Below are 24881 nucleotides of genomic sequence, written 5' to 3' on the forward strand. Positions count from 1 at the left end.
ATTGCCGGCATTAATGAAGTGCTGGCCAGACAAGGATTGCTAAAAGGAAACTGGTGCCTGCTTGAAAAAGATAAATTGGGCCCTGGCCAATCAGAAGAAATTAATCGAGTCTACAGAGATTATCCTCACTTAAATGATGATGATTTTGTAAAATCCTTTTTAGGGAAGTGTAGAAAAGTGGCATCTTAAAAAAACAGAGGAAAAGGAACACTTTCCAACTGGTTGGAGTGTTCCTTTTTTATCAGGAGGATCCAAGAGAACTATTAAAATTCACATGATTGGCACTAACATTCACTTCCCATACTTTTCATAGATTGGGGAATTTCCCATTAAAGTATCTTTACAGCCCCAGACCCTGGCGTACGGCCGTCATATATATTACTAATACAAAACCACTATTCGCATCGTTCTTCACCACAAAGTTAGCTCCTTTTCGACATTAAGGATTTTAATCAAACGTTTGATTGAATTTCTTCAATAGGTTGAGTTTTCTGGGCTTATCCAAAAAAGTCCCTGCAGAAAAAGTCGAAAAACCTGCATGCCACCGCCCAATAAAAAGGGCATCCCAGACGGGACACCCTCTTTATTCCAACTATGCTTCTTGCTTTACTGCTTTATCTTTTTCAAAAAATACTATTAGCCCCGGCAGCAATATGCCTCTGATCAGGAACGTATCGAGAAGGATGCCGACCGCGACGATGAAACCGAACACGAACAGCAGCTGGATTGGCTGGGTCATTAGGACAGCAAATGTTGCGGCAAGAATAATTCCCGCCGAAGAAATGACGCCTCCTGTATTGGCTACTGCAATTTCAACTGCTTCTTTCACGCTATGCTTTTTCCTTTCCTCTTGGAAGCGGGAAATCAGCATAATATTATAGTCAATTCCAAGAGCAACCAGGAATACAAACGAGTAAAGCGGAACTCTGTTTGAAATCGTATCAATATCGAAGAACAGATTCGTCAGGAACATCCCCAGCCCAAGCGCAGCCAAAAATGAGACCAGGATGGTGCCCATCATGTAAATCGGCATTCTGATCGTTTTAGTCAGGACAATCAGCATGATAAAAATCAACAGTGTTTCGAGAGCCACAATGACAAGTAAATCCCTGTCATTGATTGCACGGTCATCAACAGATCCCGCGGTTTCACCCGCAATGTACAAATTACCATCCAGTCCGCTGGCATCGGCAATTTTATCCTTTTCAGTAATCATGTCTTCCATCGCATTAATAGATTCAAACGAATAGGGGCTTTCCTCAAATGTCAGCTGGTAATTCAGGACCTTGCCATCCTCCGCGGTTCCGTTAAGGCGGACATTGCTTACCAGTGTCTGAGCGGACAGTTCGTCTGCAAGTGCCTTCTGCTGTTCTTCGGATACCGCCTTCGTGCCTTCAAAAATGACAGTTGTCGGGGCAAGGTCGCCTTTTTCAAATTTTTCTTCGAGGATATTATAGCCTTGGCGAGACGGCATATCCTCAGGGAAGGAATTCATCGTATTAAACTCGTATTTCAGGTTGAACATATTACTTGCCGACAACAGGAGGAAGACTGAAACCAGTGCAACCGCCACTCCTGGCTTCCTTGTTACGAATCGGCCAATCCTGCTCCAAATTGAATTGGACTTAACTTTTTCATCCCCGACACGAGGGACTTTTGGCCAAAAGGACTTCCTTCCAAATAGTGTGAACAAGGCTGGAACAAGTGTTACGGAAGCAATCATGATAACGGCCATAGCCATCGCGAATGTTGGCGCAAAATTGCGGTAATCTCCAAATTGAGCAAAGAACAGGACAAGCATTGCGGCAAGTACCGTACCTCCAGAGAAAAATACCGGCATACCTGTTTCCCGCATAGCCAGTCTCATTGCCTCGAATTTATCTTCATGTTCCTTCAGTTCTTCACGGTAACGGGAGAATACAAATAGAGAGTAATCAATAACGGCAGCAAACAAAAGGATCGACATAATTGACAACGTCTGATTGCCTATTTCCAAACCTGCCATTCCCATCAAACCAAGAACCTGCATGACCGCTTCATACACAAATGCAGCTGCCAGCAATGGAATAAGCGCCAACAATGGGGATCGGTAAATGACGATAAGTAAAATCAGAATTAACCCCACGGTCGACAGGATTAATACTACATCCGCACGAGAAAACAATTCCAGCGAGTCGGCAGCGATTCCAGCCGGGCCGGTAATATACAACTTCAAGTCGGATGCATCTTTTGCGACTTCTTCAATTTTCTCCTTAGACTCTTTGATTTGCTTATTTTCAAGGGAAGCATCAAGAGTGAGAGGAATGACCGCGGTTGATTTATCCTCTGATAAAAATCCGGCAGCTGCCTGTGGCGGCAATGCGGACAAAGGAATCACTTCGTCAACACCGTTAATTTCTGCTGCCGAAATTTCATCCATTACTGATGCTAGATCTTTAATTTCAATATCACCTTCATCAGCTTGAAAAACTAAAATTGCAGGTATCCCTGCATTATCTGAAAAATATTCATCTACCTTACTTTGAGCTATAACAGATTGAGCGTCTTTCGGGAGGGAATCGATACTTGTAACCTCGTATTCTTTCGCTGCCGGTGCAAAAACTGCCAATGCCATAGTGGCGACAAGCCAGACAGCCAGTGTAATCCACATACCCTTTTTCGTCGTCACCCGGTCTGTTATTGTCTGCAGGAATGTTTTCAATTCCCCACTTCCTTTCTTTTTGCCCTTTATAGTGACACATCTGTCACTTTGGTGAAAAAATAAATGACACTTCTGTCACAAAGAAATTATCCTTTAAAGTAACAGCAGTGTCAATTAATTATTTTTTACCATTCCATAGCAAATTAGTTTACGGATCCCTGCAATCCACTCATCCTGAGGAATTCCAAAGTGGTTCGGGATTGAAACAGATTGAAAGATATAACCAAGAATTAAGGCATCAGGCAGCTCGGGCTTAAGTATCCCTTCTTGACGTCCTGCCTCAATAAAGGATTGGAGACTGTTATACATTTGGAGATGGAGCTTTTCCAGCTGCGCTTTGTTTTGCCTCACCTTCTCATCGATACCCGCCGGGACTTGCTGGCCAATTTCAATTAACTGTTTCAACTTGGGATTCTTGAACATTAGATTTAACAGGAAATTTAATTTGGGCAAAAATCCCTCAATAGGATCAATCTCCTTTACCTCGAAAAGAAACTGGTTCATTTCATATAGCATGAATTCGGTAATCAATTCTTCCCGGTTCTGATAATACTTATATAAGGTCCCCCTTGACACATTCAGAGCTTCAGCCAATACGCTAAAGGTAAACCCTTCATAGCCATGCTCGAGCAACAGCCTTTGTGTCTCACGAAACAATTCGTCTGTGGAAAATTTACGATCCCTCGCCATACAATCGCTCCTTTGGGACGAACACCCCATCCCTTTCTCCGATGGTATCACCTTCCGAAAAAACCTTCAAGCCAAGCAGGGTTCGGTAATTTGATTTCCTTCAAGAACAAAAGCGCAAGCGCCTTCGTGACAGGCAAAAACCGCCTGTCCCTGCGATGATTATTCTCAGGAGCTTCCCTTAGTGGTCATCGCCGTACAAAATGGAGGGGCTTCGACTGAGATAAAGTGAAACTTCCATCAGCTATTTTTGCTGATGGTTAGTCGCGCAGAGCCCGATTGATTTTTCTAAGGGCTGAAGCCCTAAGAAAAATCTTATTTCACGAATCGGACCTTTAGGCTCAGTTGCCGACGGAGGAGGCTTACTGAGCCTTAAGAGTGGGATAAAGGAATCACGAAGAGCGAATGCGATTCGATGATGACTTATCGTAGGGAGGAGACCAGAAGTTTGCGCACGCGTAGGCGCTGGAGCTAGACGTAGACGAGCTAATTAAAAAAGTTATCCACAGTCTCGAAATCTAAAGTTTCCAAACAATAAGAAATCCCGGCAAAGGTTTTATTCTGCCGGGGTGATCATTCCTTCTCGTTAACTTCACAGCACCCATCGACGCAAAAGTCCGTTCCTGAACTTGTACGAGAGACTTTTTGGATAGGTCTGTCTTTCTCTTCTTCCCATACCTTTTCAAGTGCCTGCAAAAATACTTCCGCAGGCTGGGCACCGGATAACGCATATTTTTCGTTTAATACAAAAAAAGGTACCCCCCTTACTCCAATTTGCCGAGCTTCATCTATATCGTTGCGCACATCCTTAGTAAAACGATTCGTACTTAGAACCTCGGCGACCTCTGATCTTTCCAGCCCCGCCTCGATAGCTAATTCAATAAGCGTCTCATGATCGCTGAGTAGCCTTGACTCCGTAAAATATGCATGCAGAAAACGCTCGGTAACTTCCATACCCTTTCCTTTTTGTTCTGCAAGCTTAGCTACCCGCTGAGCATCAAATGTATTTGTATATTTCATTGTTTCGAAGTTATAATTCAAACCAACTATTTTTGCCTCCTGGGCTACCTGCTGATTTATTGCAATTATTTGATTGAGCGGTAGTCCTTTCAGCTCTGAAAATGTTTCATAAAAGTTTTTTCCCGGGATATGTCTTGCGTTTGGATCCAATTGGTAACTTTTATGTTCTATGGTAATGTTATCGCTGTGTGCAAACTGTTCCATTGCAGCCTCCAGCCGCCGTTTCCCGATGTAGCAGAATGGACATACGAAATCTGACCAAACTTCTATTTTCATACATACGCTCCTCGTATTACTGCTTTAAACACTAGTTTTTGCTATTAACAATATGATTATATACCCGTTGTATGAATCTGGTCTTCTATCCTGCCTGAATTTACACTGGTCGTAATTCAAGATTCTTCCTATTTATATTATAGAAGGAATGATGTCTTCAAATACTTTTGCTCGATGTGGATAATCCGAATGGATGAATTCAAAAGCGGAGAAAATCCCTTTCTTAATTTGCTCTATTGTTGGGACGTGTTCCGCTTCTGATGGTTTAAAATAAAGGTACATTGGAATCGCTCCATTTTCTGTAGGAAGTTTATAATCAACCTTCAAGCGAATTGCGCCATTTTTTTCATAGAACCGAATACGGCTGACTTGTTCTTGCCTAGTTGCACCTTCAGTTTTCTCAGGAATCTCCACCTCTATAAACAAACCAAGATAGCCCTCCACCTTAGATTGGGAGAGCATGTCTAGAAAAATACTGCCATACCCTCCCTGACGGAATTCTTTCGTAATGGCCAGGTAGTCCAGCCAACTGGCGTTTAGTGATGGGAGATTGTAAACAAAAGCATAGCCAACTATCTCTTGGGATTCAATCGTTTTTGCAAGTATAAACTTATAGCTTTGATTTTCCATCAGGGCTCGTAATTGTCTGTAGGATTTTAATTCCTCCGGAGCAAAATCCTCTTTTGCTAATTCATATATATATTCCAGATCATTATATGATCCTTCAGTTAGTTCCATTTTCCTCATAATTGGTACCCCCTTCGCTTAAGTTATAGAAACAGAATAACACTTGTTTTCTAATGAAAGTGCCGTTGATTCAATTCTTACCATGAATTGTATTATGTTATCTCTTTTAGGCAAATTCTCACCATAATAAAAGCCGCCTGGGATATTTGTCCCGGCGGCCAGCTTACCTATACATTACATTAACTGCATTAACTGTTACTCCCGATGTTCGAACGTTTTGCAGGCGGTTTCCATTACGTTTGCAGCTTTCCTGTCATGGTGAGCGATGACAGTAATTGAGTCCGCTACACATTCATCGCCTTCTGCCCAGTATTTGCAGTTTTCCACATCACATTTCACTTCAATCTTCATGGTAGCACCTCCTTCGAAAAGCGTAAGCGCCTTGACCAGCCCCGACCAGCTTAAGACGGAGCCCGCAGGATGGGCTTGCCCTCCGGAGGGAAATGGCTTAAGACCTCGAGGGGCTAGGCGCTGAAGCTAGACATAAATAGGTCTGTACTCTCTTGTACCCGAATATGGAGGTAAGTAATCCTTTAGCCACCACTCTATCAATCTACCGCTTGTCCCTGCCCTGGCCCGAAAAATTGGAGGACTGCGACACCAAGAACAATCAAAGCAATTCCGATTATACTCCCAGGAGTAACCTTCTCTTTCCAAAGTAAGACAGAAATGATCACAGTTGCGACTGTCCCAAGCCCTGACCAAAGTGCATAGGCTATATTCAGTGGAATCGTTTTAAGGCTAAGTGATAGAAAGTAGAAAGCAATGAAAAAGCTCCCAAGGACTCCAATTGTGGGCCACAGCTTTGAAAATCCTGCGGACGCTTTGATTAGTGATGTTCCAATCAGTTCAGCCACAATTGCAAATGCCAGAAAGTAATAGCCCAAATGTTGTCCTCCCTTTTTGATGTATGGATATATGTGTTTCTATTAAGGCCTCTTGGCTACCATTTCTATTTCAACCTCAGCCCCAAGCGGCAACCCAAGGACTGCTACAGTCGTCCTTGCTGGAAAGGGTTCTGAAAAGTGGGCAGCATACACTTCATTCATTTCAGTGAAATTTCTCATATCTGTTAAAAACACATTTACTTTCATAACATCATCGGGTGTTAGACCTGAAGCTTCAAGAACAGCAAACAAGTTTCTGAAGCATTGCGCTGTCTGTTCCTTTATTCCACCCTTTACTAACTCTCCTGTTTCAGCATTGACTGGGGTCTGACCCGAAAGAAATACCAACTCTCCAGCTTCAACAGCATGGGAGTACGGCCCGACTGATTTTGCTCCCTTTGCTTCAAATACTCTTCTACTCATGATGTTCTCCCTGATTTTTTATTTTTTACAACATATTTATTAGTTCGGTTCAATGATGCTCTTTTCCTTCATAGAGCAAAAAACTTAACCCACACCATGGGCTAAGTTTTTCAAGACATGTTCACGATGCCGATCCAGTACAGGTGAAGGACAGCCAATAATGAGTAAATGCTATTACCTGTTATCAATGAATATTTGAAAACTGGTTTCTTCAATTCAACCTTATAAAGAATATATAGAAGCGCCAGACTCAAAAGGGCTTTCAACCCCAAAATGCCTTCAGGGGGCATCCAGGCAAGTACTGGATTACCTTCCTCAATTAAATTCAACTTCAAGCCTGCATAAGTACATAATCCATCAAAGAAGTTCAAGGCCGCAAACAAATAACCCCATCTTTTCATGGAATTCAACCCTTCCCACAATACTAGCTATCATGATCCTTAGTATTGTTTTTCCATTCCTACTTTACCTTATTCACCAATTCCTTAAACTAGCAGCGAAAAAGGAAATGTAAGCAGTGGAATTTGGGAAATATCATTAAAAGCTGGTTAACACCTGATAGGCCATATAAAGCGCCAGTACCCAAATAATAAATGCGGAAACCCGGTTTAGTTTTTTCAAAAGAATGCCGTCTGTATCAAGCTGACCAGTCTTCCTTCCGGCAAAGGCCAGCCCAAAGAACCACAACCACGAGACAGCCACACATCCCATGGCAAACAACCCTTTCTCAAATCCAGGATAAATGGCAGATGTTGTTCCAATAACACCAATCGTATCCATAATGGCGTGCGGGTTAAGAAGAGAGACCGAAGCAGCAAAGGCAACCTGCCTTTTAGCAGACACTACCGTGGCTTTTTCCTTTTTTACAGGTGAGACATTCGTTCTCCATAACGTCCAGCCCATATAAAACAGGAATAAGCAGCCAACCGTAAAAAACAAATTCTGGATCCAGCTAAACCTAAAGATGATCACCGATACCCCGCCAACTGCAAGGAGAATCAGTATCGTATCGCAAATGGCCGCGGTTAAGATGGCCGGAAGCGCTCCTTTATAGCGGCTTTGAACGGCACCTTGATTAAAAATAAATACATTTTGTACTCCAAGCGGCAAAATCAGGCCAAAAGCCAGCAACATTCCATGCAACAAAGCCTCCAAATAAAATTCCTCCATTGGGAAATAAGACCAATAACTTTCCTTTTCGTATAATTAAAAATATACTGATAGTATACATAAAAACTGTTTTGTGAGGTTACTATGACTGAACAACCTGAATTGAAGTTACTAAGGGAAAAAAACCAGCAGCTTGAGAATCGGGTTCTTGAGCTTGAAAATCTCGTCCGCAATGTTTCTGTGCCGATCATCCCTTCCATTATACCCGGAGTTATCTTGATTCCAATTGCGGGTGAAGCATCCCCCGCCCTGTTCGATTTGATTACACCGAAGATACTGCGCCATGCAAGCAACGAGGAAATCGACACCGCAGTTCTTGACTTTACTGCGATTAGCGTAAAGGAACTTGGGGATTTGAGTGTTCTCGGCCACTACTTGATGAACCTGGTCACATCTCTGAACCTGATAGGCGTGCAGGTGGCAATCGTCGGAATTACACCGCAGTTTGCCCAGGAATTGGTCCTCTCAAAGCTAGGATTTATTCACACGCTTCAAACCTTTTCTACTTTTAAGGCCGCTCTCCAGCATTTGATGAAGGAAAAAGGCATACAGTTCGCCCAGACAACCTAACTTCTCTTGGAAAAAGCAGCCCGGACCTCGAGTCCAGGCTGCTGCTGTTAATAGAGTCAACTAAGCCACTTGTATATCTCAAGCACCGTTTTTTCGACATTTGACTGGCCCTTTAAATAGTAAACCCGAATTCCTGTCCCTCTAAGTTCTTTCATAATTCTATTGTAGAAAGCATGCGACAGAACCGAAGTATTGATAAAGATGGCATCGGCACGCTTAATTTTTGATAAACTCCTGCTTTTTAAGTCGATGTCAAAAAACTCAATAGATGATAAGACAGTTCTTATTTTCTGCTGCCAGTTTTGGCTTCCGCCGAAAATGATAACTCGTTTAGAAGCAATCAGTTCTGCCATAGTTTCAAGAGATGGAGCTTTTTCTAGAAGGCAGTCAGGGTCTTCTTCCATGTAAACAAAATCCCTTAAAGCATGGACCTCATCACTGTAATCCTCCATGCTTTCAAGTCTCTGCTCCAACTGCCGTATTTTCATTCTAGCCTTGCGAAGTTCATTTTCAAGGCCTGTTCGTTCATTTTCTAAGCTCTTTCTTGAAAGCTGCCACTCCCGTTCCTTCTTTAGCTGTACGGCTTCCTGTTGAAGAATGGCCGCCTCTTTCGATTTCAATTCAACATAATGCTCCTGCTTCGACTCATCCAGGTAAAACTGCTTTGCTTTTTTATATAATGAAGCAATGCAGCTCAAGTACAGGCTTGCAATGAAAAACAAATCCTGTTCTTCCGCTGAAATTTTATTGTATTTTTTTGCATAAAGGAGCTCTAGAAGTGCGCGATCAAGATCTCTCTTTGTAAACGGGATTTGTTCTGTGGCATCGAGTTCGTTTATGCCAAGTGCCTTTAGCCATCCTCCCATTGCACCGATGTACTTCCCCGGTGATAGCTGGAACATTTTCTGCTGGGCAGCTTCCGAATCAAACTCCATATCCTGCTCGTATACTTTTCGAAGGCTTATCCCAAGCATGTACTCAAGAAAGGCACCGAGGGAGTCAAATTCAGGATTCTCCGGAATGTTATATGCTCTATATAGGGAGCCAATTTGCTCACGGTATTCCTCAATTTGTCGCTCGGAGAAATTCAATTCCCCTACTTTAGCCTCTCGCAAGGAGAAATGCAGCATGTCCTGGAACGATTCCCAGGTAACCGAAAGCTTCTGGATTGGCTTGTCCTCCCTCATGCATAAGTACCAAAGGACAATATTTTGGTAAAATAATTCAATTTCTTTAATCGTCCTGTACTTTTGCCGTTTCGCATAGGCTCGTATGAATTGTTCAAAATCAATTTGGTCGTTCCGCTGTACGAATAACCAAACAAATTTATAGCCTTTTTTAATTAGGGAATCGAGTTGGGCATATTTCCCCTGCTCGGTACACCACTCGACAATCCCCGCCACCTGTCTAATTTTCTCCTCATTTTTGGTGGAGTACATGGAAAACAGCGGGTTTCCTTTCAGCCGGCTTCGAAGATACGCTTCATAATAATCCCATTCCTTGGTCCGATAGGTTTCGTCAATCTGCTGGTGCAAGAAGGGATTACCTCCAAGGGCAATGCTCAAAAAAAGCTTCTGTTCCTCTTGAAGGTATTGGGTTTGGTTGGCCATAGTGCAGCACATCCTGTTCAAATAACTAGTATCTACCATTTTACTATACTATTATCCTGCGATATGTAAAAGCGGGCCAATAAGCGCCATTAGAAATAGTAGAGCACAAAACTTCTTCTCTAAGATCCATCAAGATATAATGTAGATAAAAGAAAAGGGGGCGGCCCAGTTGCAAGTAATAATGGATAAAGAGTCGAAACGATGGATTGAGGCGAAGGGAAGAGAACTGACTGTTAAAATTCTTGAAGCCAAGGCCTGCTGCGCACCAGGCGTACAGGAGGTAATCGCCGTACCGGGGAAACCAAAGAAGACCGAATACTTCAATCAAGTAAACTATGAAGACCTTTCCATTTATGTGCAAAAGCCCTTAAGCGGAAAAGAAAAGCTTACACTTAAACTATCAGGATTCAGTATATTAAAGTCGCTTTCAGCAAAAGTGGAATAAATCAAGAAAAGCGCAAACGCCTTAGTCAGCGCCGTATGGGACTCCTCGAAAATCCTCATTACGCTATCGCGTAATTTCGTGCGATGTAATTTCAGGGAAGCTTTCCTTTGTGGAGCTAGACAGTTCTGAAACAATAAAATGCATCGCGGACGACTGCCCGCGATGCTTTCTTTTTTATACAATCCCAGTCAACAGATAAACTGCAATAATGAAGAATACTGCGATTGTTTTGATGATGGTAATAGCAAAGATGTCTTTGTACGATTGCTTATGAGTCAACCCTGTAATCGCCAGCAAGGTGATGACTGCTCCGTTGTGCGGAAGGGTGTCCATACCGCCTGATGCCATCGAAATGACACGGTGCATAACCTCTAGCGGAATATCAAATTGGTTTGCCAGTTTAATATAGGTATCGCTCATCGTACCGAGAGTGATAGCGATTCCTGCAGAAGCTGAACCGGAGATTGCGGATAACACGTTTGTTGTGACTGCTCCGTTTACCAATGGGTGAGAGAATACTGAAGCTATTCCATCTCTTGCAATTTTAAAGCCTGGAATGTTTGAAATGACTGCACCAAATCCATATTCAGTTGCAGAGTTCATAATCGCAAGCAAGGCACCGGCAACGCCGATTTTTGAACCTTCTTTAAAGTCCATGACAACCGGCTTGTGATTATAAAGAATGGTTGCGATGATACCAACAATCAACGCTATTTCTACTGACCAGATCCCAACTACTTTGGATGTTTCAATACTTGGGAAAGCAAGGCCGATCGCTTCAAAGTCAAATCCATTCGGATATCATTTCGGAATGATAGTTGTAAAAACTTTATTTAGTACAGCAACTAGGACAACCGGAACGAATGCGAAAATTCGGCGTCCAATACTTTCATGTGCATTCAAATCGATTTCTATTTGATTTTCTTCTTTAATTGTTCCGAATGAGTCATAGCCCTCTCCAGCATTGGATAAGAGCATAATCACTTACAGAATTTCAAATTGTTTAAAGCCAGTTTGGTCGGGTATAAAATCGAGCGTTTTATTTCTGAAATAGTGACGTTCCCCTTTATCTATAATAAATTCCAGCCCATCTATTGCTACCTGCTCATCGTTTGTTCCCGCTGTGGCCTCTAATGTAATCTTTACCTTCATAAAGCAGCTTTTCCTCATTTGCAGCCTGATAAGTTTACCAACTGTTGAAGTCCTGATTCTTTCATTCAACTCATTGAGAGTTGCTTCTGTCACTTTAAACATTTGATCATCCCTTTCCTTTCGACATCTCATTATAGTCCCATTATTCGAAAAGAAAAAAGAACTCTGTCCATAGGATAGATCTCATCACATACTTACGATGATCATTCCTTCCAAAAGGTTTGACGATTAGAGGGTCTCAAAAAAATTATTTGTTGCCAGCCCACATATGAAGGAGACTGTCTGATTTTGGCGAATTATTCTTTTACTGATATGTAAAATTGGGGGATTTTCATGAATGTTGCCATTCAGCATATATTGCTTCAAATTCTTATGGTTCTTTTTCCAATCATCCTGTATCTTGCCTTAACAAGTGAACGGAACCAACCTGAAAAAGGAAATCTCCTTTGGGGTATCGCTTGTGCTTCAAGTATAGCCCTATCCATGCTCTTCTCCATTGATATTTACGGTGTACTTCTGGATATTCGGCTGGTGCCTATATTCCTCTCTTTTTTATATGGAGGAACCCTTATCGGTGTTAGTGTAACAGCCTTCACCGCGGGACTCCGCTTCATAGTTGGTGGTGCTGGAGCAGAGGAAAGTATCATTCTCCTGCTAATGTTAGCGTATATTATTTTCCAATTTAGCAAGACTTTTCATTCTTCTCCAATCAAAAAGAAACTATCCTTAAGTACTTTATTTTTTATCATTGTTACATTTGCTTATTCAGTTGTATGGTCTGTTGCATTCGAACAGGGGATCTATCCACTTGGAGTCTTTTATTTAGTTGTCTATATTTTTGCCAATGTCCTGACAGTCTGGCTTGCCATTCATTTATTGGAAACTTTTACGTTAAAAAGAAAACTGGTCGGAGAACTGCATCGAAAAGAAAAAATGGAAATTGTCGGTCAGCTGGCTGCAAGCGTTGCCCATGAAATCAGAAACCCCATGACGAGTGTGAGAGGCTTTATCCAAATCCTTCAGAATGCAGATAATATTACATCCGATCAGAAAAATTATCTTACTGTTTGTATTACAGAACTGGATCGTGCCAATGAAATTATTTCAGATTATCTTTCATTAGGAAAAAAAGAGATAGATGAGCATTCTCTGATTAAAATGGAACTTGGGGCAGAGGCAAGGCATTCCGCTAAGTCGTTAACCTCTTTTGCAGCACTTCAAAATGTTGCTCTTGAAGTGGATATAAATGAGGAAGCATACATCTTGGGCTTACCCGGCCGGATCAGGCAAATGTTCATAAATTTAATTAAAAATGGAATTGAAGCGTCAAACTCCGGGGGGACGGTTTCTATAAGCCTGCAAAAAAGCCATGATAACGCTACTATTTTCATTTCGGACAATGGTCAGGGAATGGATGAGGATCAGATAAAAAATCTGGGGCTTCCCTATTATTCCACAAAGGAAAAAGGCACAGGCCTCGGCCTGATGGTCACCCTTCAAATCATTACGGAAATCGGCGGCACCTGGACAGTCAGAACCGAGAAAAATAAAGGAACTACCTTTGAATTATCCTTTCCACTCTTTATCCAGAGTCAATATCATCCTCCAGATGAATAGGCCAGGCTTACCAACTACCATTCGAGAAGCAGTCCATACTATATCAAGAATTAACGATAACTTGCCTCCTTACCAAAATCCTGGAGTCATTCTAAAATACAGGTATTAATTTCTTTCAATAGCAAAGATTAAGAGTAAAAAGTGAGGAAAATTACATGGGGCTTTTCAGTGAGTGGAGACTAGCAAGGAATGAAAAATATAAAATGAAGATGCGGGAGGATAACCGCTGCCCGCTCTGTAACGGTAAGGGGTTCGTATTATACCGTGGATTTGATTATGTTATGGATTCTTTTGACTGCGCGGGCTGCCACGGAACTGGTTTATTTTCAGAATGGGAAGATGCAGCGGAATAATTAAGCCCCTTCAACTTCTCCCTCTTATGTTATTGGCAAAAGTGAACGATATACTATCCTGTGGTCACCAAAACACGCTTTTGGTGACCTTTCGTTTTTATCATAAGAATAGCCTGCGAACGCAGTCGCAGTGCAGACTATCATTTTTGCCTATAAATCTAGTGATTCTAGGTTTTAGTGGATTTTTAGAAGAATAGGATACAAGCCCTGACAGCTTGTACGAAAGTGAATAGTATACAGTATCAAAAGAAGAGAGGAGGGAATAACATATGTTCTTTTCAAACGATGATATTGCAGGGCTTTTGGAATCCTGCCGCAGAGGATCTAATGTTGGCGGAGCTCAAGATGATCGCCGCAAAAGAAAGGATGACAGGCACGACAACCGCCGGAATCGCTCCAATGAAGATGTTGCAGGAATATTCGATGAAAATTTCCGCGTAAGGGTCAATGCTTCCATTGATGGTGACGATTTCTGCCGTGCTGTCCGCCGCTGTTTGATCAGGGATCTCGTTGGCGGCATTCGCGACGACAACGATGACAACAGAGACCATCATAAGTGCAAATGCAGGAGATAACCCTAAGTTTGGTGCGTAAACAAGAAGCCGGGGCTGGCAGTTTGCCCCGGCTTTTTGTTTCTATGTCCCGCAGAAAGTTCGATACGGCTGACTGGAAGCTGGTGCCAGCTTGCAGTACTTTTCCTGTTCCGGAGAATGTGCAAAGGGATTGGATAGTGCTATTAACAGCCTTTCCATTACACTGAAGTCTTCCTCTTCCACAGCAGCTTCAAGCGCTTCCTCTACTCGGTGATTCCTGGGAATTATCGCCGGATTGCTGTTTCTCATCAGCTGATGCGATTCCTCCCTCGTTTGTTCTTGTCTCCTACGCCTGGCTTCCCACCGCTCAAGCCATTCGGTAAAGTCCGGATAGCCTTTTAGAACAGTCTCGTCTGTTTTTCCAAAGGTCAGAGCCCTGAATGTATTTGTATAATCAGCTCGATAATTCTTCATCATGCCCAGAAGTTCATCGACTAGCTTTTCATCTTCCTCTTCGACGTTAAACAAGCCAAGTTTCTTCCGCATCCCATCTATCCAATAGGAATGATGAAGCTTGATATACCCCGCAATCTCCTCCTGGGCAATATCGACAGCCTTTTCCGTGTCATCATGAAATAGCGGAAGTAAAGCCTCAGCAAGCCGCGCCAGATTCCAGCCGCCTATATACGGCTGGTTTCCGTATGCATAACGGCCTTCCCTGTCAATTGAGCTGAATACAGTTGCAGGATCGTAGATATCCATAAATGCACATGGCCCATAATCAATCGTTTCACCGCTAATTGTCATGTTGTCTGTATTCATAACACCGTGAATAAAACCAACTAGCTGCCATTGGGCGATAAGCGCCGCCTGGCGGTCAATTACCGCCCTAAAAAAATCTAAATACTTATTTACATCATGATTCAAATCTGGATAATGGCGCTCTATAGCATAATCAGCCAGGGTGCGAATCTCATCCTTTTCTCCCGCCCCAGCAGTATATGTGAAAGTACCGACACGTAGATGGCTGGCAGCCACCCGAGTAAGAATGGCGCCAGGAAGTTCATTTTCCCTGTATACCGCCTCTCCTGTCGCGACAACAGCGAGGCTTCTGGTCGTCGGGATTCCGAGAGCGTGCATCGCTTCGCTGATAATATGCTCCCGAAGCATTGGCCCAAGAGCAGCCCGGCCGTCACCCCCGCGGGAATAAGGTGTCCGTCCAGAGCCCTTTAGCTGAATATCAAACCGTTCCCCACTTGGACTAAGCTGTTCCCCCAGCAATATTGCCCGGCCGTCCCCGAGCATGGCGAGATGCCCGAATTGATGTCCCGCATATGCCTGGGCAATGGGGTTAGCGCCAATGGGAAGCTCATTGCCGGAAAAAACCTCAGCGTCTGCTTCAAGTTCCGTTGGATTGAGTCCGAGTTCTTCTGCCAACTGCGAATTGAAAACGATAATTTTCGGAGCCTTAACCGGAGTTGGTTCCTGTTTTGTAAAAAAGAACTCAGGAAGGCGGGCATAGCTATTATCGAAATTCCAGCCTTGATTTTGTGTTTGTTTAGTCATCGTAACTCCTTTCAGTTAGAGCTTAGTTTTTATACTATGTGATCTACTTTTAACCTTAAAGCAATCCGAGGACAAAATCACGTTTGACAAAAAGGTTATCCTTCGCAGAGGAATCCAAGGCCAAATTACCTTTTTAAAAACAAGTCTCTGGCAAGAAGTTTAAGGCTTTGCCTCCGAAAAACCTGCATTAGTCCTGGCAAGACAGTTTAGGGACTTTCACCTCTCAAAACCGCCATTTTCCTCTAAAAAGTATTTTAAACATTCCCTCTACCACATTAATACCCGCCCACACAGCTTTTAGCAAATTGCTGTTAGTTTTTAAGGCAGTTGCTGAACTTTAATTTTTCCTAACATCAGATGAATCATCGTAATCATAGCGGAACCCATCGTTCTGTGGAGAAACACTATTGCCCATTTTTTTATTTTTGTTGTCATGCTTGTTTCCTATGCCGGCTTTCCCAGCGGATTTTTTAATTTCACCCATATTCCTGCCCCCTCCAAGTGAAGTTCTCCCTTATAGCTTTCCCTTGCTAGCTAATTATCTATGTAATGGTCTTAGCGAAACAAAATTAAATTTAAGAAGAGGCTTAAAGCTACCAGGACCCTATCAGAAATCGGTTGGGTGGCCACAAGAAAATGGTTTCTAAGAAACTCAGGAAATGTAAATTGCTTCCCTTGGACAACATTTATTTTTCCGCCAAAGGCATATACATCTTAAGAAAACGTGTGCGGGAGGGATAAAGAATGGACAATATTGAATGGAAAGTCAGCGATCCATATGTGTTTCAGACGCTGTCCGGGATTGTTGGCTCACAGATTGCAGTTGAGACAGTCAGAGGCTCGGTACGAGGCAGGCTTGCAAACGTCCAGCCTGACCATATTGTAGTGGAGTTCGGGGGAAATGCTTTTTTCATTCGGACAGCTCAAATTATTTGGGTCGTGCCAAATCCGCAACAGGTGCTCGTATAAAATGGCTTTTCTTAGTCCAATCAAAACTATACTTACTTGGGGGTGGCCTACATGATATCACGGATCAACAAGCTCCAGATTGCATTGCCGATCCCCGAACATGGTGATCCTAATGCAGCAGCAGCTGTACAGGAGCTAATGGGCGGAAAATTTGGCGAAATGTCGACTTTGAACAATTATATGTTTCAGTCATTCAACTTCCGTGGCAAAAAAAGATTTAAACCCTTCTATGACCTAATTGCCAGCATCAGTGCCGAAGAGTTTGCACACGTCGAACTTGTTGCGAATACTATAAACCTACTGTCCCACGGCAATACTTACGCAGCTGATCCGGATCTCGCTCCACTACAGATTGGCAAGGACGCAAGATACTCGCTCCACTTTTTATTGACACCGCAGGCAGCTTACCCTGGAGACAGCATGGGACGCCCCTGGAATGGTGAATTTGTTACAAATACAGGGGTACTTGTCCAAGACCTTCTCCATAATTATTTGCTGGAAATCGGCGCTCGGATACAGAAAATGCGCGTATATGAAACCACGACGAATCCTGTTGCGCGGGAATTGACCGGCTTTTTGCTTGTACGCGGCGGAACCCATATTATCGCCTATGCCAAGGCTCTAGAAATGGCAACCGGAGTAGAAGTAGGTAAAATGCTGCCGGTGCCGGATCTTGATAATTATAAGTTTGACCATGCCAAAAAATACATGGATCAAGGACTGTATAATGTCCTATATACATGGGGTGAATCGGAATATAGGGACATTGCTCAGATCTGGAAAGGTCCAAATCCTGAAACAGGGCAGCCGCTCCAGGTAATAGATGGATGCCCTGAAGGAGCCCCTATCCCCGACTTCGAAGAAAAACCGGAAGAATTCGCACCAGGAATCGACCAGGACGACTACCAGCGAATATTAAAAAGACTATTAAGCAATATGTAACTATCGTCTCCATCCCAGCAGACCCGAATGGATATTCCATTCGGGTTGTTCACATTTTCACAAGGGGTCAGACCCCTTTGTGTAATTCTACACTTAAGGTAACAAGGTGAGTACCGCGAAGAAGTGCATGATACTGCCTGCTAGTACGAATATATGCCATATTGCATGGTGATAATGGAATGCTCGCCATACGTAGAAGATCGCGCCGACTGTGTATAGGACCCCGCCAATAATTAAGAACTTAAGTCCTTCCGTTGTAAGATTGGCAACGAGCGGCTCCCAGGCAAAAACGATCAGCCAGCCCATGACCACATACAAGACTGTCGACGGTATAACATACTTTTTAACAAAGAAAGATTTAAACACCGTACCAGCGATTGCGAGTCCCCAAACAACTCCAAACAACGTCCAGCCAAGCGCTCCCTTGACCGCAAGGAACAGAAATGGCGTGTAGGTTCCTGCTATAAAAAAGTAAATGGACGAATGGTCCAGCACTTCAAATACATCCTTTGCCTTTCCCGGCGGAAAACTATGCAGCAGCGTAGATGAAGTATAAAGAATCACCATTGTGACCCCAAAAATCGTAAAGCTGACCACATGCCATGAGGTTCCTTCCATTGCTGAAAAAACTATCAAAACTGTTAGAGCCGCAATGCTTAATACAAAACCAATCCCATGAATGATGGCATTGGCGATTTCCTCACCTTTAGTAAAAACATGGGTTTTCAATCTCTTACCTAACCTCCTTGAAAAGTGCAATTATAAAGGGCCACCATTTCAGCCTCTAGTTACGGGCATCACAAGTCCTTCATCGACCTGCCGGCATTTCACCTTCCATATAATTTGTTACCCAAAACCTTGCCTGATTAGTTCATTCTTTTCTCATAGAAACTAAGAACAGCTGTCAGTTTCTATTATAATCATATAACTATTATGTCGGTTAACCGAATGCTTTTTGTTACATATATGTAAAAGGGCAGCCGATTTTTGTACTGCTGCCCCTTTCCTGTTTGTCCACTTTTCGAATCTCCTTAGTAAAGTTCGGGCAAAATATCTTGGCCGGTTATTCCCCTGAATACCCGAAAATGAAAAACAAAGTCATCAAAGAAAACCGGCTTTTCCTTATCAAAGCTATACCAGGAGAAAAACGATTCAAGCTGGCTTCTGTCCACCTTGTCCAATTCGCCGGAAACAAAAAGTGGATATTTCAGCTTCTTATACAGCTCTCCATGCCCGTACAATAAAAACACATCCTCCATTTCCTCTTCTGTCATCCATGCCCCTCCTTCGCCAGTCATACTCCATACGGTATGCAGTATGACTAAAAAGGGAGCGGTACATGCCTTTTTTTAAAAAAAAGGGCATTATTGTGCAGCATGGCAGGACTTAAAGGAAAGCATGGAAACACTTTATAATTAGTTACAGAATAAATATATTGCCGCTTCTCACTAGTACTACTAAGACACTCACCAGTACGACAACGAAAATTAAGAGCAATACTCAGATTAGTACTAAAAGGACTATATAGAAAGCCCAACACTTTGTTGCTATTCGAGAATTGAGTTTAGCACTTTTCACCAATCATCTCTGAAATTCACTAGTCCACACACATGTTTAATATGATCTTACCCCCATTTTTCGCACACAAAAAGGACTGCTTGTTTATACTATTATGTACAACTCTCAAAGAAAGGAAAGATACCGATGACTAAGAAACAACCACCTAAGGATGTCTACGAAGCAATCAGAAATGCCGGTTTCAAAGCAGAAATGCAAATCAACCAGGCGATTCTGAACAGCTTAAACAATGGCAGGCTCGTCAGCACCGCAGCGACCCTTTCGAAAGCTCATAGAAAGCTCAAGAATCTATTACAACAGCCACAGACCCTTTTTACACAAACCACTACTCATCCATCACATACAGCCAACAAGGACGCCAAACCCACAACAATCAAAACAACCACACAAATTGCATCCACTCGTAGAAGAAAACGATCCAAGCAATCAAAAGCTGCACTACTCGCACAACTCAACGGATTGCTCGAAAATCAGACAACCCCTGGGAGGAGGCAGCCTCTATGACGAACTGGCCAGAAAAGGAATATAGGCGCTGGAAGAATTTCATCAGCGTCTGGACAACACCCGAACCCGAAGTGGGACTAACTCCAAAAACCGCTGTCTGGAAAAAGAACAAGGCGACACTCTGGTATTACCGTTCCCCCAAGAAACGCTATGCAACTCCTTTGTTTCTAGTCTATTCTCTCGTCAACAAAGCATTTGTTCTCGATATGGCACCAGGCGGCAGCATGATTGAAAGCTTCACCGAAAATGGCTTTGATGTCTACTTGCTCGAATTCGGATCTCCTGACCACAGCGATAAAGATATTACGGTTGATGAATATGTCATCGACTACATCCAGCAGGCCGTTCGTAAGGCACTGCATCACTCCCGAGCGAAGGACATAACCGTCATCGGATACTGCCTTGGCGGGACACTCGCGGCCATCTATGCATCCCTCGCCACAGAACCGATCCGAAACCTAATCATCTGCGTTGCCCCTCTAAACTTCGCCGAACCACCACTTTATGATAAATGGGTCGACGCCATCAGGAGAGGAGACCTCGATGTAGACGGGCTTCTGAACGCAACCGGTTTCATTTCACCTTCAATGATGAAATACGGCATGCGAATGGCAAGCGCTCCCGTCTACTTCAGCCACTATTTGTCGTTATTAAACAAAGCGTACGATAATGAGTATGTTGATCGCTGGCGCCGCTTCAACAATTGGACAAACGGCCATGTCGGGTTCTCCGGCGCGGCACTAAGGCAGCTGATGAACGACCTTGGCAAGGACAACAAATTTATAAACCGGACACTAATAATCAGAGGCCGAAATGCAGACCCAGCCAATATTACTACCAACCTGCTCGTCGTTGCAGGGAGCCAGGACCGGCTCGTTCCCGAAAACATGAGCAGAGACTTCATCGATTTGGTCTCAAGCAAAGATAAAACCTATACCCTCGTCTCAGGCGGCCACACCACCCTCGCTGTCAAAGGTAAAGGGCTCCCGCAATTCCTGGAAAATTGGCTCCCCAAGAGGTCCGGGGCAAAGTAGGAACTGTTCACGTCTGCAGGAATAATCCTAAATCAGGGATGGTTCTAATTTACTAGAAAAATCAGGGACGATTCTTATCTGTCATAGAACCGTTCTTATGTATTTTTGTAACAAAACTCTAACGAAATTGTAACAAAACTGGCCATCCCAACCTGCCGTCAACCCCGATTTTCTTGAAAATTTTGGTTCGCCTGCTAGATTCCGAGAATAGTACCACCCCGGTAAAATTATCCCAGTCTATTACAAAATCCTTTTATACCAACTATTTTCCTCAAACTCTTCCACGTGGGTAAAATTACCCATGAACCATTTCTAGATTCTTCCTGAAATATGACAAAAAACCTATGTTACTATAAAGTTGCTTGCAGGACATATGGCTTACACCAAGCAAATCATACTACAGGAGGAATCCCAATGATAAACAAGAAAAAGGTAATTCTGTCCTTTGCAGTTGCTTCAGCTCTTTGGATGAACGGTCAAGCACCAACAAAAACAGAAGCAGCATCGCTTAACCCAACAGTTCAAAAGCATGTATATGTATATAAAAGCAGCAATATTAACGATATTAATAAATTGATAGAAGATACGCTAAAGCGCTATGGCTTTACATCTTACCTTAAGCAGGCAGCTCCAGTACCAGCCGCACCTGCTCCAGCAAAAAAGGCTGAAAAAGCTCCAGCACCTGCAAAGCAGGCTGTAAAAACACCTGCAAAGCCAGCAGCACCTGCTCCAGCAAAGCCTAAAGCAGCACCAGCACCAGCTAAGGCTCCTGCAAAAGCAGCAGCGCCAGCACCGGTTAAACAGGCTGCTCCGGCTCCTGCTAAGCAGGCATCAAGTGCATTGAGCGCATATGAGCAACAAGTTGTAACCCTAACTAACCAGGAACGTGCCAAAGCAGGCCTTCCAGCTCTTAAGATCGATGAAAACCTTAGCAAAGTGGCGCGCGAAAAATCACGCGACATGGGTGCGAAAAACTATTTTAGCCACACAAGCCCAACATACGGTTCACCATTTGATATGATGAAGCAATTTGGCATTAGCTACCGTACAGCTGGTGAGAACATTGCGATGGGACAGAGAACTCCACAAGAAGTTGTCACAGCGTGGATGAACTCTGAAGGCCACCGCAAGAACATTATGAGTGCAGACTTCACACATATCGGTGTTGGTCATATTGAAAATGGCAACTACTGGACACAAATGTTCATTGGAAAATAATTATAAAGCAGAGAGGCTGTTTCCCACGACGGAAACAGCCATCTTTGTTTACGTTTGAGCCCATTAGCGCAATAAATAGCCAAAAGAAAGAGCCTTTACCTTTCCGGCAAACACTCTGATTATTGTATGTATAATAGATGAAAATAATAAAATTGCTTACGTATCAATCAGGCCCAATTCCTGCGCTTTCACAACAGCTTCAACTCTAGTTTGTACTCCCAGCTTTTGAAAAAGATGTGTCAGGCTATATTCCAGAGAGCGCTGGCCAAGAAAAAGCGATTGTGCTATATCCTTGTTCGTCTTGCCGCGAATGAGCTCCTTTAAAATCAATTTTTCTTTGTCACTGATGGATACCCTTTCCCTTTTGGTATCCTGCTTATTTGATTGTTTTGCCCCATAATAGATTTCTCTTAATAATGAGGCTGGCATAACTGTTTCCTTATTCAATGCACAGCGAATGGCTCTTATGACTTGATCCTTTGAGGCAGTTTTTGAAATATGACCGATTGCTCCGGATTCCATCAATAAGTCAAAATGAGGAAGAATTTCATAGCCTGAATAAATTAATATATTTGCATCCGGAAGTTTAGCTAAAACTCTTTTACATAATTCAAATCCATCCATTTCTGGCATTTGCAGGTCAAAAAGCATTACGTCGAACGAAAGCTTATCGACGATCTCCAATGCCTGGGAACACGAGGTTTCAATATGTACCTTCATATCTTTTTCTTTTTCAATGATTAGTTTAGTTCCCTCACTAACCAGTGGATGATCGTCAACAAGCAATATATGAATCATTCAAACACCTCATACCATTCGCCTCTTCTAAACTTTTATGTTCCCAATCGGAATTGAAATCAACAAGTTGACACCTTTCCCAGGTGAAGAGTACAGTTCAATTTCACCGTTGATACTGTCAACTCTTCTCTTTATACCGGACAAACCAATATGGTCAAACGAATCCACCAAATTTTCAAACTTCATACCGACTCCATTATCACTGTAACTGAAGTAAACAGTCCTATCAATACTGGATATGCAAAATTCGACCTTTGTCGCATTCGAATGCTTTCTGGCATTTGCCAGCAACTCCTGGGCCACACGATATATCGTAATCATTTCTTCCTCATTTAAATCGTGGTGCAGCCCAGTATGATCAAACTCAATCACAAATTGGACATCTCTTTCAGTTTGTGAAAACAGAGTTTCGAGAGCTTTGATTAGTCCGACTTCATTTAAAAATGGAGGGCGAAGATTGTTGCATGTAACTCGAATTTGACGGATGACATCCAACATGCCTTCCTCTATTGTATAAAGCTCATTTTCTAAATCGGCAGGAAGATCCCATTCAGAACGAAGAGATTGAAGTTTTCGGTACCAGAGAATTTGATTTTGTAATACAGAATCATGCAAGTCGGCTGAAAGTCGCGCACGTTCTTTTTCCGCAAGAAGGAACAATAGCCTCATAATCCACCTTGGAGCCAGCTTATCCTTCGTTTTCCTCTCAAGTTCCTTAATCATCTCTTCAAGTGTATATAGATTTTCATACAGTACACTGACATATCTCGAAATTGTTTGAAGCCATATTTTTTTATCATAAATGGACGTTGCCGCCTCACTTTTTTCAATGCTTAAAACAATGATCCGCTCGTGGATTTCACCAATTTTAATAATCCAGCCCATTTCAAACTCAACGATACTCCCAATCGGCGCAGTTTCATCAAAGTCCTGTAGAACTGCTTCGTGTAGGTCGGCTGAACCACCTGTACAGCGGTAAAGATTTAGACGATCATCAATCTCCAGGATATGAATGCCCTCGTGAAGGCCTAAAATTTCCTGGAGTTCAAAAATAAGCCTGGACTCCAAATCTGAGATCTTCATTACTTTTGATAAATCCTTGGAAAAATGATCAAGGCTTTCCTGCAGGATGCGATAATGTTCTTCACTCTCTTTTAGCTTTTCCTCTGTTTGTTTTACATCGGTAATATCTACAAGAATCCCCATCATCTTGGGAGTATCCCCATTCACCCCTAAGATTGGGGTGCTTGATAGGTGCAGCCAGCGAACTTCGGTCTTATTTTTAATAATCCGATAATCAAATTTCATAGGATTATGTCCTAAAGCTTTTACCTTTTCCTTCACAAACTCGATGTCTTCGGGATGAATAATTTCATCACGGAGCAATGCCCGATTTTGGAAAGCCTCTTCGGAATAGCCAAATATATTTTCCATGCCAAGGGAGACAACCAGTTCCCCTGTTTTGCTGTCCCGAACCCAGATTGCCGCATCGACATATGCAAGTAAATCTTGGAGCCGTTCTCTTGTCTGAAACAATTCTTGTTCGATTTGTTTCTTACCTGTCGCATCTCTTGCCGCTATGATTACACAAGATTCTCCCAAATATTGAATAGGCGCAGACGTAATTTCATATTCTATAAGTTTAGCAGTCCCTGTTTTAACTTTGAACGTGATACTCTTAAGCCTTTCACCGCTAAAAACTCTTTCTATCCGATTATGTACTTCTGATTTAGAAGGAGACAAAATAAAATCAAAAACGGATTTACCGACAATCTCATCTGAATTCTGCATACCGAGACCTGTAAGCATTGCCCGATTGGCATAAACTATTCTACTATGACTGTTTATGATTAAATAAGGATCAGGTAAATGTTCTACAAGCAATGCCGTTTCATCTTTATTTTCTTCAGCCTTCTTCAACGTTTGGCATAGACTTCGATTCTGTTCTTTCAACTTACCCATAGAAGAAGAGATAACTATAAGCAGAACAATAAGAATACAGATGATTACGATAAACCACATCTCGTTCACTGCCTACCCTCTCCTCTGTTAATACTATGCTGCAAAACTAAAAATAACAA

27 protein-coding genes and 2 pseudogenes are annotated in these 24881 nt (G+C 42.7%); 11 read left to right on the top strand and 18 right to left on the bottom strand.

The features are described 5' to 3' along the window. A pseudogene (locus AM500_RS22395) lies at nucleotides 1-189 on the top strand (dihydrodipicolinate synthase family protein); the annotation flags it as partial. A gap of 403 nt (nucleotides 190-592) precedes the next feature. Here the strand turns inward: AM500_RS22395 and AM500_RS22400 are convergent. The 9 genes from AM500_RS22400 to AM500_RS22435 all read right to left on the bottom strand — a co-directional run bounded on the left by AM500_RS22400 (nucleotide 593) and on the right by AM500_RS22435 (nucleotide 7896). Next, nucleotides 593-2701, bottom strand: a complete 2109-nt coding sequence (locus AM500_RS22400) for an MMPL family transporter (protein WP_156319879.1) — start codon at nucleotides 2699-2701, stop codon at nucleotides 593-595. A gap of 114 nt (nucleotides 2702-2815) precedes the next feature. Beyond that, entirely contained in the window at nucleotides 2816-3391 is a 576-nt protein-coding gene (locus tag AM500_RS22405; protein ID WP_053601199.1) for a TetR/AcrR family transcriptional regulator, read from the bottom strand. A gap of 570 nt (nucleotides 3392-3961) precedes the next feature. Continuing rightward, nucleotides 3962-4684 (bottom strand): DsbA family oxidoreductase, encoded by a 723-nt coding sequence (locus tag AM500_RS22410; protein WP_053601200.1) that lies wholly within the window; start codon nucleotides 4682-4684, stop codon nucleotides 3962-3964. A gap of 132 nt (nucleotides 4685-4816) precedes the next feature. After that, complete coding sequence (locus tag AM500_RS22415) at nucleotides 4817-5431, bottom strand: GNAT family N-acetyltransferase (RefSeq protein WP_053601201.1); 615 nt, start codon at nucleotides 5429-5431, stop codon at nucleotides 4817-4819. Between the two features lie 195 nt (nucleotides 5432-5626). Then, complete coding sequence (locus AM500_RS25240) at nucleotides 5627-5782, bottom strand: DUF1540 domain-containing protein (protein ID WP_082347344.1); 156 nt, start codon at nucleotides 5780-5782, stop codon at nucleotides 5627-5629. 197 nt (nucleotides 5783-5979) lie between these two features. Further along, complete coding sequence (locus AM500_RS22420) at nucleotides 5980-6318, bottom strand: DMT family transporter (RefSeq protein ID WP_053601202.1); 339 nt, start codon at nucleotides 6316-6318, stop codon at nucleotides 5980-5982. A 42-nt stretch (nucleotides 6319-6360) separates the two neighbouring features. Next, nucleotides 6361-6741, bottom strand: a complete 381-nt coding sequence (locus AM500_RS22425) for a RidA family protein (RefSeq protein WP_053601203.1) — start codon at nucleotides 6739-6741, stop codon at nucleotides 6361-6363. Nucleotides 6742-6851: 110 nt separating this feature from the next. Next, on the bottom strand, nucleotides 6852-7142 hold the full coding sequence (locus AM500_RS22430) for a DUF5658 family protein (RefSeq protein WP_043930785.1): 291 nt from the start codon (nucleotides 7140-7142) through the stop codon (nucleotides 6852-6854). Nucleotides 7143-7278: 136 nt separating this feature from the next. Further along, nucleotides 7279-7896: a LysE/ArgO family amino acid transporter gene (locus tag AM500_RS22435; RefSeq protein ID WP_053601204.1), complete on the bottom strand. Its 618-nt coding sequence runs from the start codon at nucleotides 7894-7896 to the stop codon at nucleotides 7279-7281. Between the two features lie 99 nt (nucleotides 7897-7995). On the opposite strand from AM500_RS22435, the gene AM500_RS22440 reads away from it, so the two are divergent. Then, nucleotides 7996-8481 (top strand): STAS domain-containing protein, encoded by a 486-nt coding sequence (locus tag AM500_RS22440; protein WP_053601205.1) that lies wholly within the window; start codon nucleotides 7996-7998, stop codon nucleotides 8479-8481. Between the two features lie 56 nt (nucleotides 8482-8537). Here AM500_RS22440 and AM500_RS22445 read toward each other — a convergent pair whose 3' ends face one another. Continuing rightward, nucleotides 8538-10091, bottom strand: a complete 1554-nt coding sequence (locus AM500_RS22445) for a hypothetical protein (RefSeq protein WP_053601206.1) — start codon at nucleotides 10089-10091, stop codon at nucleotides 8538-8540. Nucleotides 10092-10260: 169 nt separating this feature from the next. Between AM500_RS22445 and AM500_RS22450 the strand changes: the two genes are divergently transcribed. Further along, complete coding sequence (locus tag AM500_RS22450) at nucleotides 10261-10536, top strand: CC/Se motif family (seleno)protein (RefSeq protein ID WP_053601207.1); 276 nt, start codon at nucleotides 10261-10263, stop codon at nucleotides 10534-10536. A 174-nt stretch (nucleotides 10537-10710) separates the two neighbouring features. Here the strand turns inward: AM500_RS22450 and AM500_RS22455 are convergent. Both AM500_RS22455 and AM500_RS22465 read right to left on the bottom strand, forming a co-directional pair. Continuing rightward, nucleotides 10711-11496: pseudogene (locus AM500_RS22455) on the bottom strand (GntP family permease); the annotation flags it as partial. 24 nt (nucleotides 11497-11520) lie between these two features. After that, nucleotides 11521-11790 carry a hypothetical protein gene (locus AM500_RS22465; RefSeq protein WP_053601210.1) on the bottom strand — a complete coding sequence of 90 codons (270 nt, stop codon included), beginning with the start codon at nucleotides 11788-11790 and terminating at the stop codon, nucleotides 11521-11523. A 231-nt stretch (nucleotides 11791-12021) separates the two neighbouring features. Between AM500_RS22465 and AM500_RS22470 the strand changes: the two genes are divergently transcribed. The 3 genes from AM500_RS22470 (at nucleotide 12022) to AM500_RS22480 (ending at nucleotide 14233) form a co-directional block, all read left to right on the top strand. Further along, complete coding sequence (locus tag AM500_RS22470; protein WP_053601211.1) at nucleotides 12022-13305, top strand: ATP-binding protein; 1284 nt, start codon at nucleotides 12022-12024, stop codon at nucleotides 13303-13305. Between the two features lie 155 nt (nucleotides 13306-13460). Beyond that, a complete protein-coding gene (locus AM500_RS22475; RefSeq protein ID WP_053601212.1) occupies nucleotides 13461-13658 on the top strand; it encodes a hypothetical protein in 198 nt (65 codons plus the stop codon). Between the two features lie 269 nt (nucleotides 13659-13927). Next, nucleotides 13928-14233, top strand: a complete 306-nt coding sequence (locus AM500_RS22480; RefSeq protein ID WP_053601213.1) for a hypothetical protein — start codon at nucleotides 13928-13930, stop codon at nucleotides 14231-14233. 60 nt (nucleotides 14234-14293) lie between these two features. Here AM500_RS22480 and AM500_RS22485 read toward each other — a convergent pair whose 3' ends face one another. Together AM500_RS22485 and AM500_RS25670 are read right to left on the bottom strand one after the other, a co-directional pair. Beyond that, on the bottom strand, nucleotides 14294-15757 hold the full coding sequence (locus tag AM500_RS22485; RefSeq protein WP_053601214.1) for a protein adenylyltransferase SelO: 1464 nt from the start codon (nucleotides 15755-15757) through the stop codon (nucleotides 14294-14296). Between the two features lie 337 nt (nucleotides 15758-16094). Next, nucleotides 16095-16241, bottom strand: a complete 147-nt coding sequence (locus tag AM500_RS25670; protein ID WP_156319881.1) for a hypothetical protein — start codon at nucleotides 16239-16241, stop codon at nucleotides 16095-16097. Nucleotides 16242-16501: 260 nt separating this feature from the next. Between AM500_RS25670 and AM500_RS22490 the strand changes: the two genes are divergently transcribed. Together AM500_RS22490 and AM500_RS22495 are read left to right on the top strand one after the other, a co-directional pair. Further along, a complete protein-coding gene (locus AM500_RS22490; protein ID WP_043930453.1) occupies nucleotides 16502-16726 on the top strand; it encodes a YuzF family protein in 225 nt (74 codons plus the stop codon). 51 nt (nucleotides 16727-16777) lie between these two features. Continuing rightward, nucleotides 16778-17668 carry a manganese catalase family protein gene (locus tag AM500_RS22495; RefSeq protein WP_053601215.1) on the top strand — a complete coding sequence of 297 codons (891 nt, stop codon included), beginning with the start codon at nucleotides 16778-16780 and terminating at the stop codon, nucleotides 17666-17668. A gap of 93 nt (nucleotides 17669-17761) precedes the next feature. On the opposite strand, the gene trhA is transcribed toward AM500_RS22495, so the two are convergent. Together trhA and AM500_RS22505 are read right to left on the bottom strand one after the other, a co-directional pair. After that, nucleotides 17762-18397, bottom strand: coding sequence for a PAQR family membrane homeostasis protein TrhA (gene trhA, locus AM500_RS22500; protein ID WP_053601216.1), 636 nt, complete (start codon nucleotides 18395-18397; stop codon nucleotides 17762-17764). A 302-nt stretch (nucleotides 18398-18699) separates the two neighbouring features. Further along, nucleotides 18700-18942, bottom strand: a complete 243-nt coding sequence (locus AM500_RS22505) for a hypothetical protein (RefSeq protein ID WP_053601217.1) — start codon at nucleotides 18940-18942, stop codon at nucleotides 18700-18702. Between the two features lie 430 nt (nucleotides 18943-19372). On the opposite strand from AM500_RS22505, the gene AM500_RS22510 reads away from it, so the two are divergent. From AM500_RS22510 to AM500_RS22520, 3 genes are all read left to right on the top strand, one after another. Continuing rightward, nucleotides 19373-19750, top strand: coding sequence for a hypothetical protein (locus AM500_RS22510; RefSeq protein ID WP_053601218.1), 378 nt, complete (start codon nucleotides 19373-19375; stop codon nucleotides 19748-19750). Continuing rightward, entirely contained in the window at nucleotides 19747-20784 is a 1038-nt protein-coding gene (locus AM500_RS22515; RefSeq protein WP_082347345.1) for an alpha/beta fold hydrolase, read from the top strand. Before AM500_RS22510 ends, AM500_RS22515 begins: the two co-directional genes overlap by 4 nt. A gap of 414 nt (nucleotides 20785-21198) precedes the next feature. After that, entirely contained in the window at nucleotides 21199-22002 is an 804-nt protein-coding gene (locus tag AM500_RS22520; protein WP_053601219.1) for a CAP domain-containing protein, read from the top strand. 156 nt (nucleotides 22003-22158) lie between these two features. Here the strand turns inward: AM500_RS22520 and AM500_RS22525 are convergent, their stop codons facing one another. Further along, nucleotides 22159-22800 carry a response regulator transcription factor gene (locus tag AM500_RS22525; RefSeq protein WP_053601220.1) on the bottom strand — a complete coding sequence of 214 codons (642 nt, stop codon included), beginning with the start codon at nucleotides 22798-22800 and terminating at the stop codon, nucleotides 22159-22161. A gap of 27 nt (nucleotides 22801-22827) precedes the next feature. Then, nucleotides 22828-24822 carry a sensor histidine kinase gene (locus tag AM500_RS22530; protein WP_231688197.1) on the bottom strand — a complete coding sequence of 665 codons (1995 nt, stop codon included), beginning with the start codon at nucleotides 24820-24822 and terminating at the stop codon, nucleotides 22828-22830. Nucleotides 24823-24881: the final 59 nt, after the last annotated feature.

The organism is Bacillus sp. FJAT-18017, from assembly GCF_001278805.1.
GTDB lineage: Bacteria > Bacillota > Bacilli > Bacillales > Cytobacillaceae > Bacillus_D.

Coding starts and splice junctions, on each gene's coding strand:
- AM500_RS22530 (WP_231688197.1), bottom strand. CDS start 24,822: ATGTGGTTTATCGTAATCATCTGTATTCTTATTGTTCTGCTTATAGTT.
- AM500_RS22520 (WP_053601219.1), top strand. CDS start 21,199: ATGATAAACAAGAAAAAGGTAATTCTGTCCTTTGCAGTTGCTTCAGCT.
- AM500_RS22445 (WP_053601206.1), bottom strand. CDS start 10,091: ATGGCCAACCAAACCCAATACCTTCAAGAGGAACAGAAGCTTTTTTTG.
- AM500_RS22480 (WP_053601213.1), top strand. CDS start 13,928: ATGTTCTTTTCAAACGATGATATTGCAGGGCTTTTGGAATCCTGCCGC.
- AM500_RS22425 (WP_053601203.1), bottom strand. CDS start 6,741: ATGAGTAGAAGAGTATTTGAAGCAAAGGGAGCAAAATCAGTCGGGCCG.
- AM500_RS22515 (WP_082347345.1), top strand. CDS start 19,747: ATGACGAACTGGCCAGAAAAGGAATATAGGCGCTGGAAGAATTTCATC.
- AM500_RS22490 (WP_043930453.1), top strand. CDS start 16,502: ATGGACAATATTGAATGGAAAGTCAGCGATCCATATGTGTTTCAGACG.
- AM500_RS22495 (WP_053601215.1), top strand. CDS start 16,778: ATGATATCACGGATCAACAAGCTCCAGATTGCATTGCCGATCCCCGAA.
- AM500_RS22505 (WP_053601217.1), bottom strand. CDS start 18,942: ATGACAGAAGAGGAAATGGAGGATGTGTTTTTATTGTACGGGCATGGA.
- AM500_RS22410 (WP_053601200.1), bottom strand. CDS start 4,684: ATGAAAATAGAAGTTTGGTCAGATTTCGTATGTCCATTCTGCTACATC.
- AM500_RS22510 (WP_053601218.1), top strand. CDS start 19,373: ATGACTAAGAAACAACCACCTAAGGATGTCTACGAAGCAATCAGAAAT.
- AM500_RS22430 (WP_043930785.1), bottom strand. CDS start 7,142: ATGAAAAGATGGGGTTATTTGTTTGCGGCCTTGAACTTCTTTGATGGA.
- AM500_RS22465 (WP_053601210.1), bottom strand. CDS start 11,790: ATGTTTAAAGTGACAGAAGCAACTCTCAATGAGTTGAATGAAAGAATC.
- AM500_RS22485 (WP_053601214.1), bottom strand. CDS start 15,757: ATGACTAAACAAACACAAAATCAAGGCTGGAATTTCGATAATAGCTAT.
- AM500_RS22405 (WP_053601199.1), bottom strand. CDS start 3,391: ATGGCGAGGGATCGTAAATTTTCCACAGACGAATTGTTTCGTGAGACA.
- AM500_RS25240 (WP_082347344.1), bottom strand. CDS start 5,782: ATGAAGATTGAAGTGAAATGTGATGTGGAAAACTGCAAATACTGGGCA.
- AM500_RS22440 (WP_053601205.1), top strand. CDS start 7,996: ATGACTGAACAACCTGAATTGAAGTTACTAAGGGAAAAAAACCAGCAG.
- AM500_RS22415 (WP_053601201.1), bottom strand. CDS start 5,431: ATGAGGAAAATGGAACTAACTGAAGGATCATATAATGATCTGGAATAT.
- AM500_RS22525 (WP_053601220.1), bottom strand. CDS start 22,800: ATGATTCATATATTGCTTGTTGACGATCATCCACTGGTTAGTGAGGGA.
- AM500_RS25670 (WP_156319881.1), bottom strand. CDS start 16,241: ATGGGTGAAATTAAAAAATCCGCTGGGAAAGCCGGCATAGGAAACAAG.
- AM500_RS22470 (WP_053601211.1), top strand. CDS start 12,022: ATGAATGTTGCCATTCAGCATATATTGCTTCAAATTCTTATGGTTCTT.
- AM500_RS22475 (WP_053601212.1), top strand. CDS start 13,461: ATGGGGCTTTTCAGTGAGTGGAGACTAGCAAGGAATGAAAAATATAAA.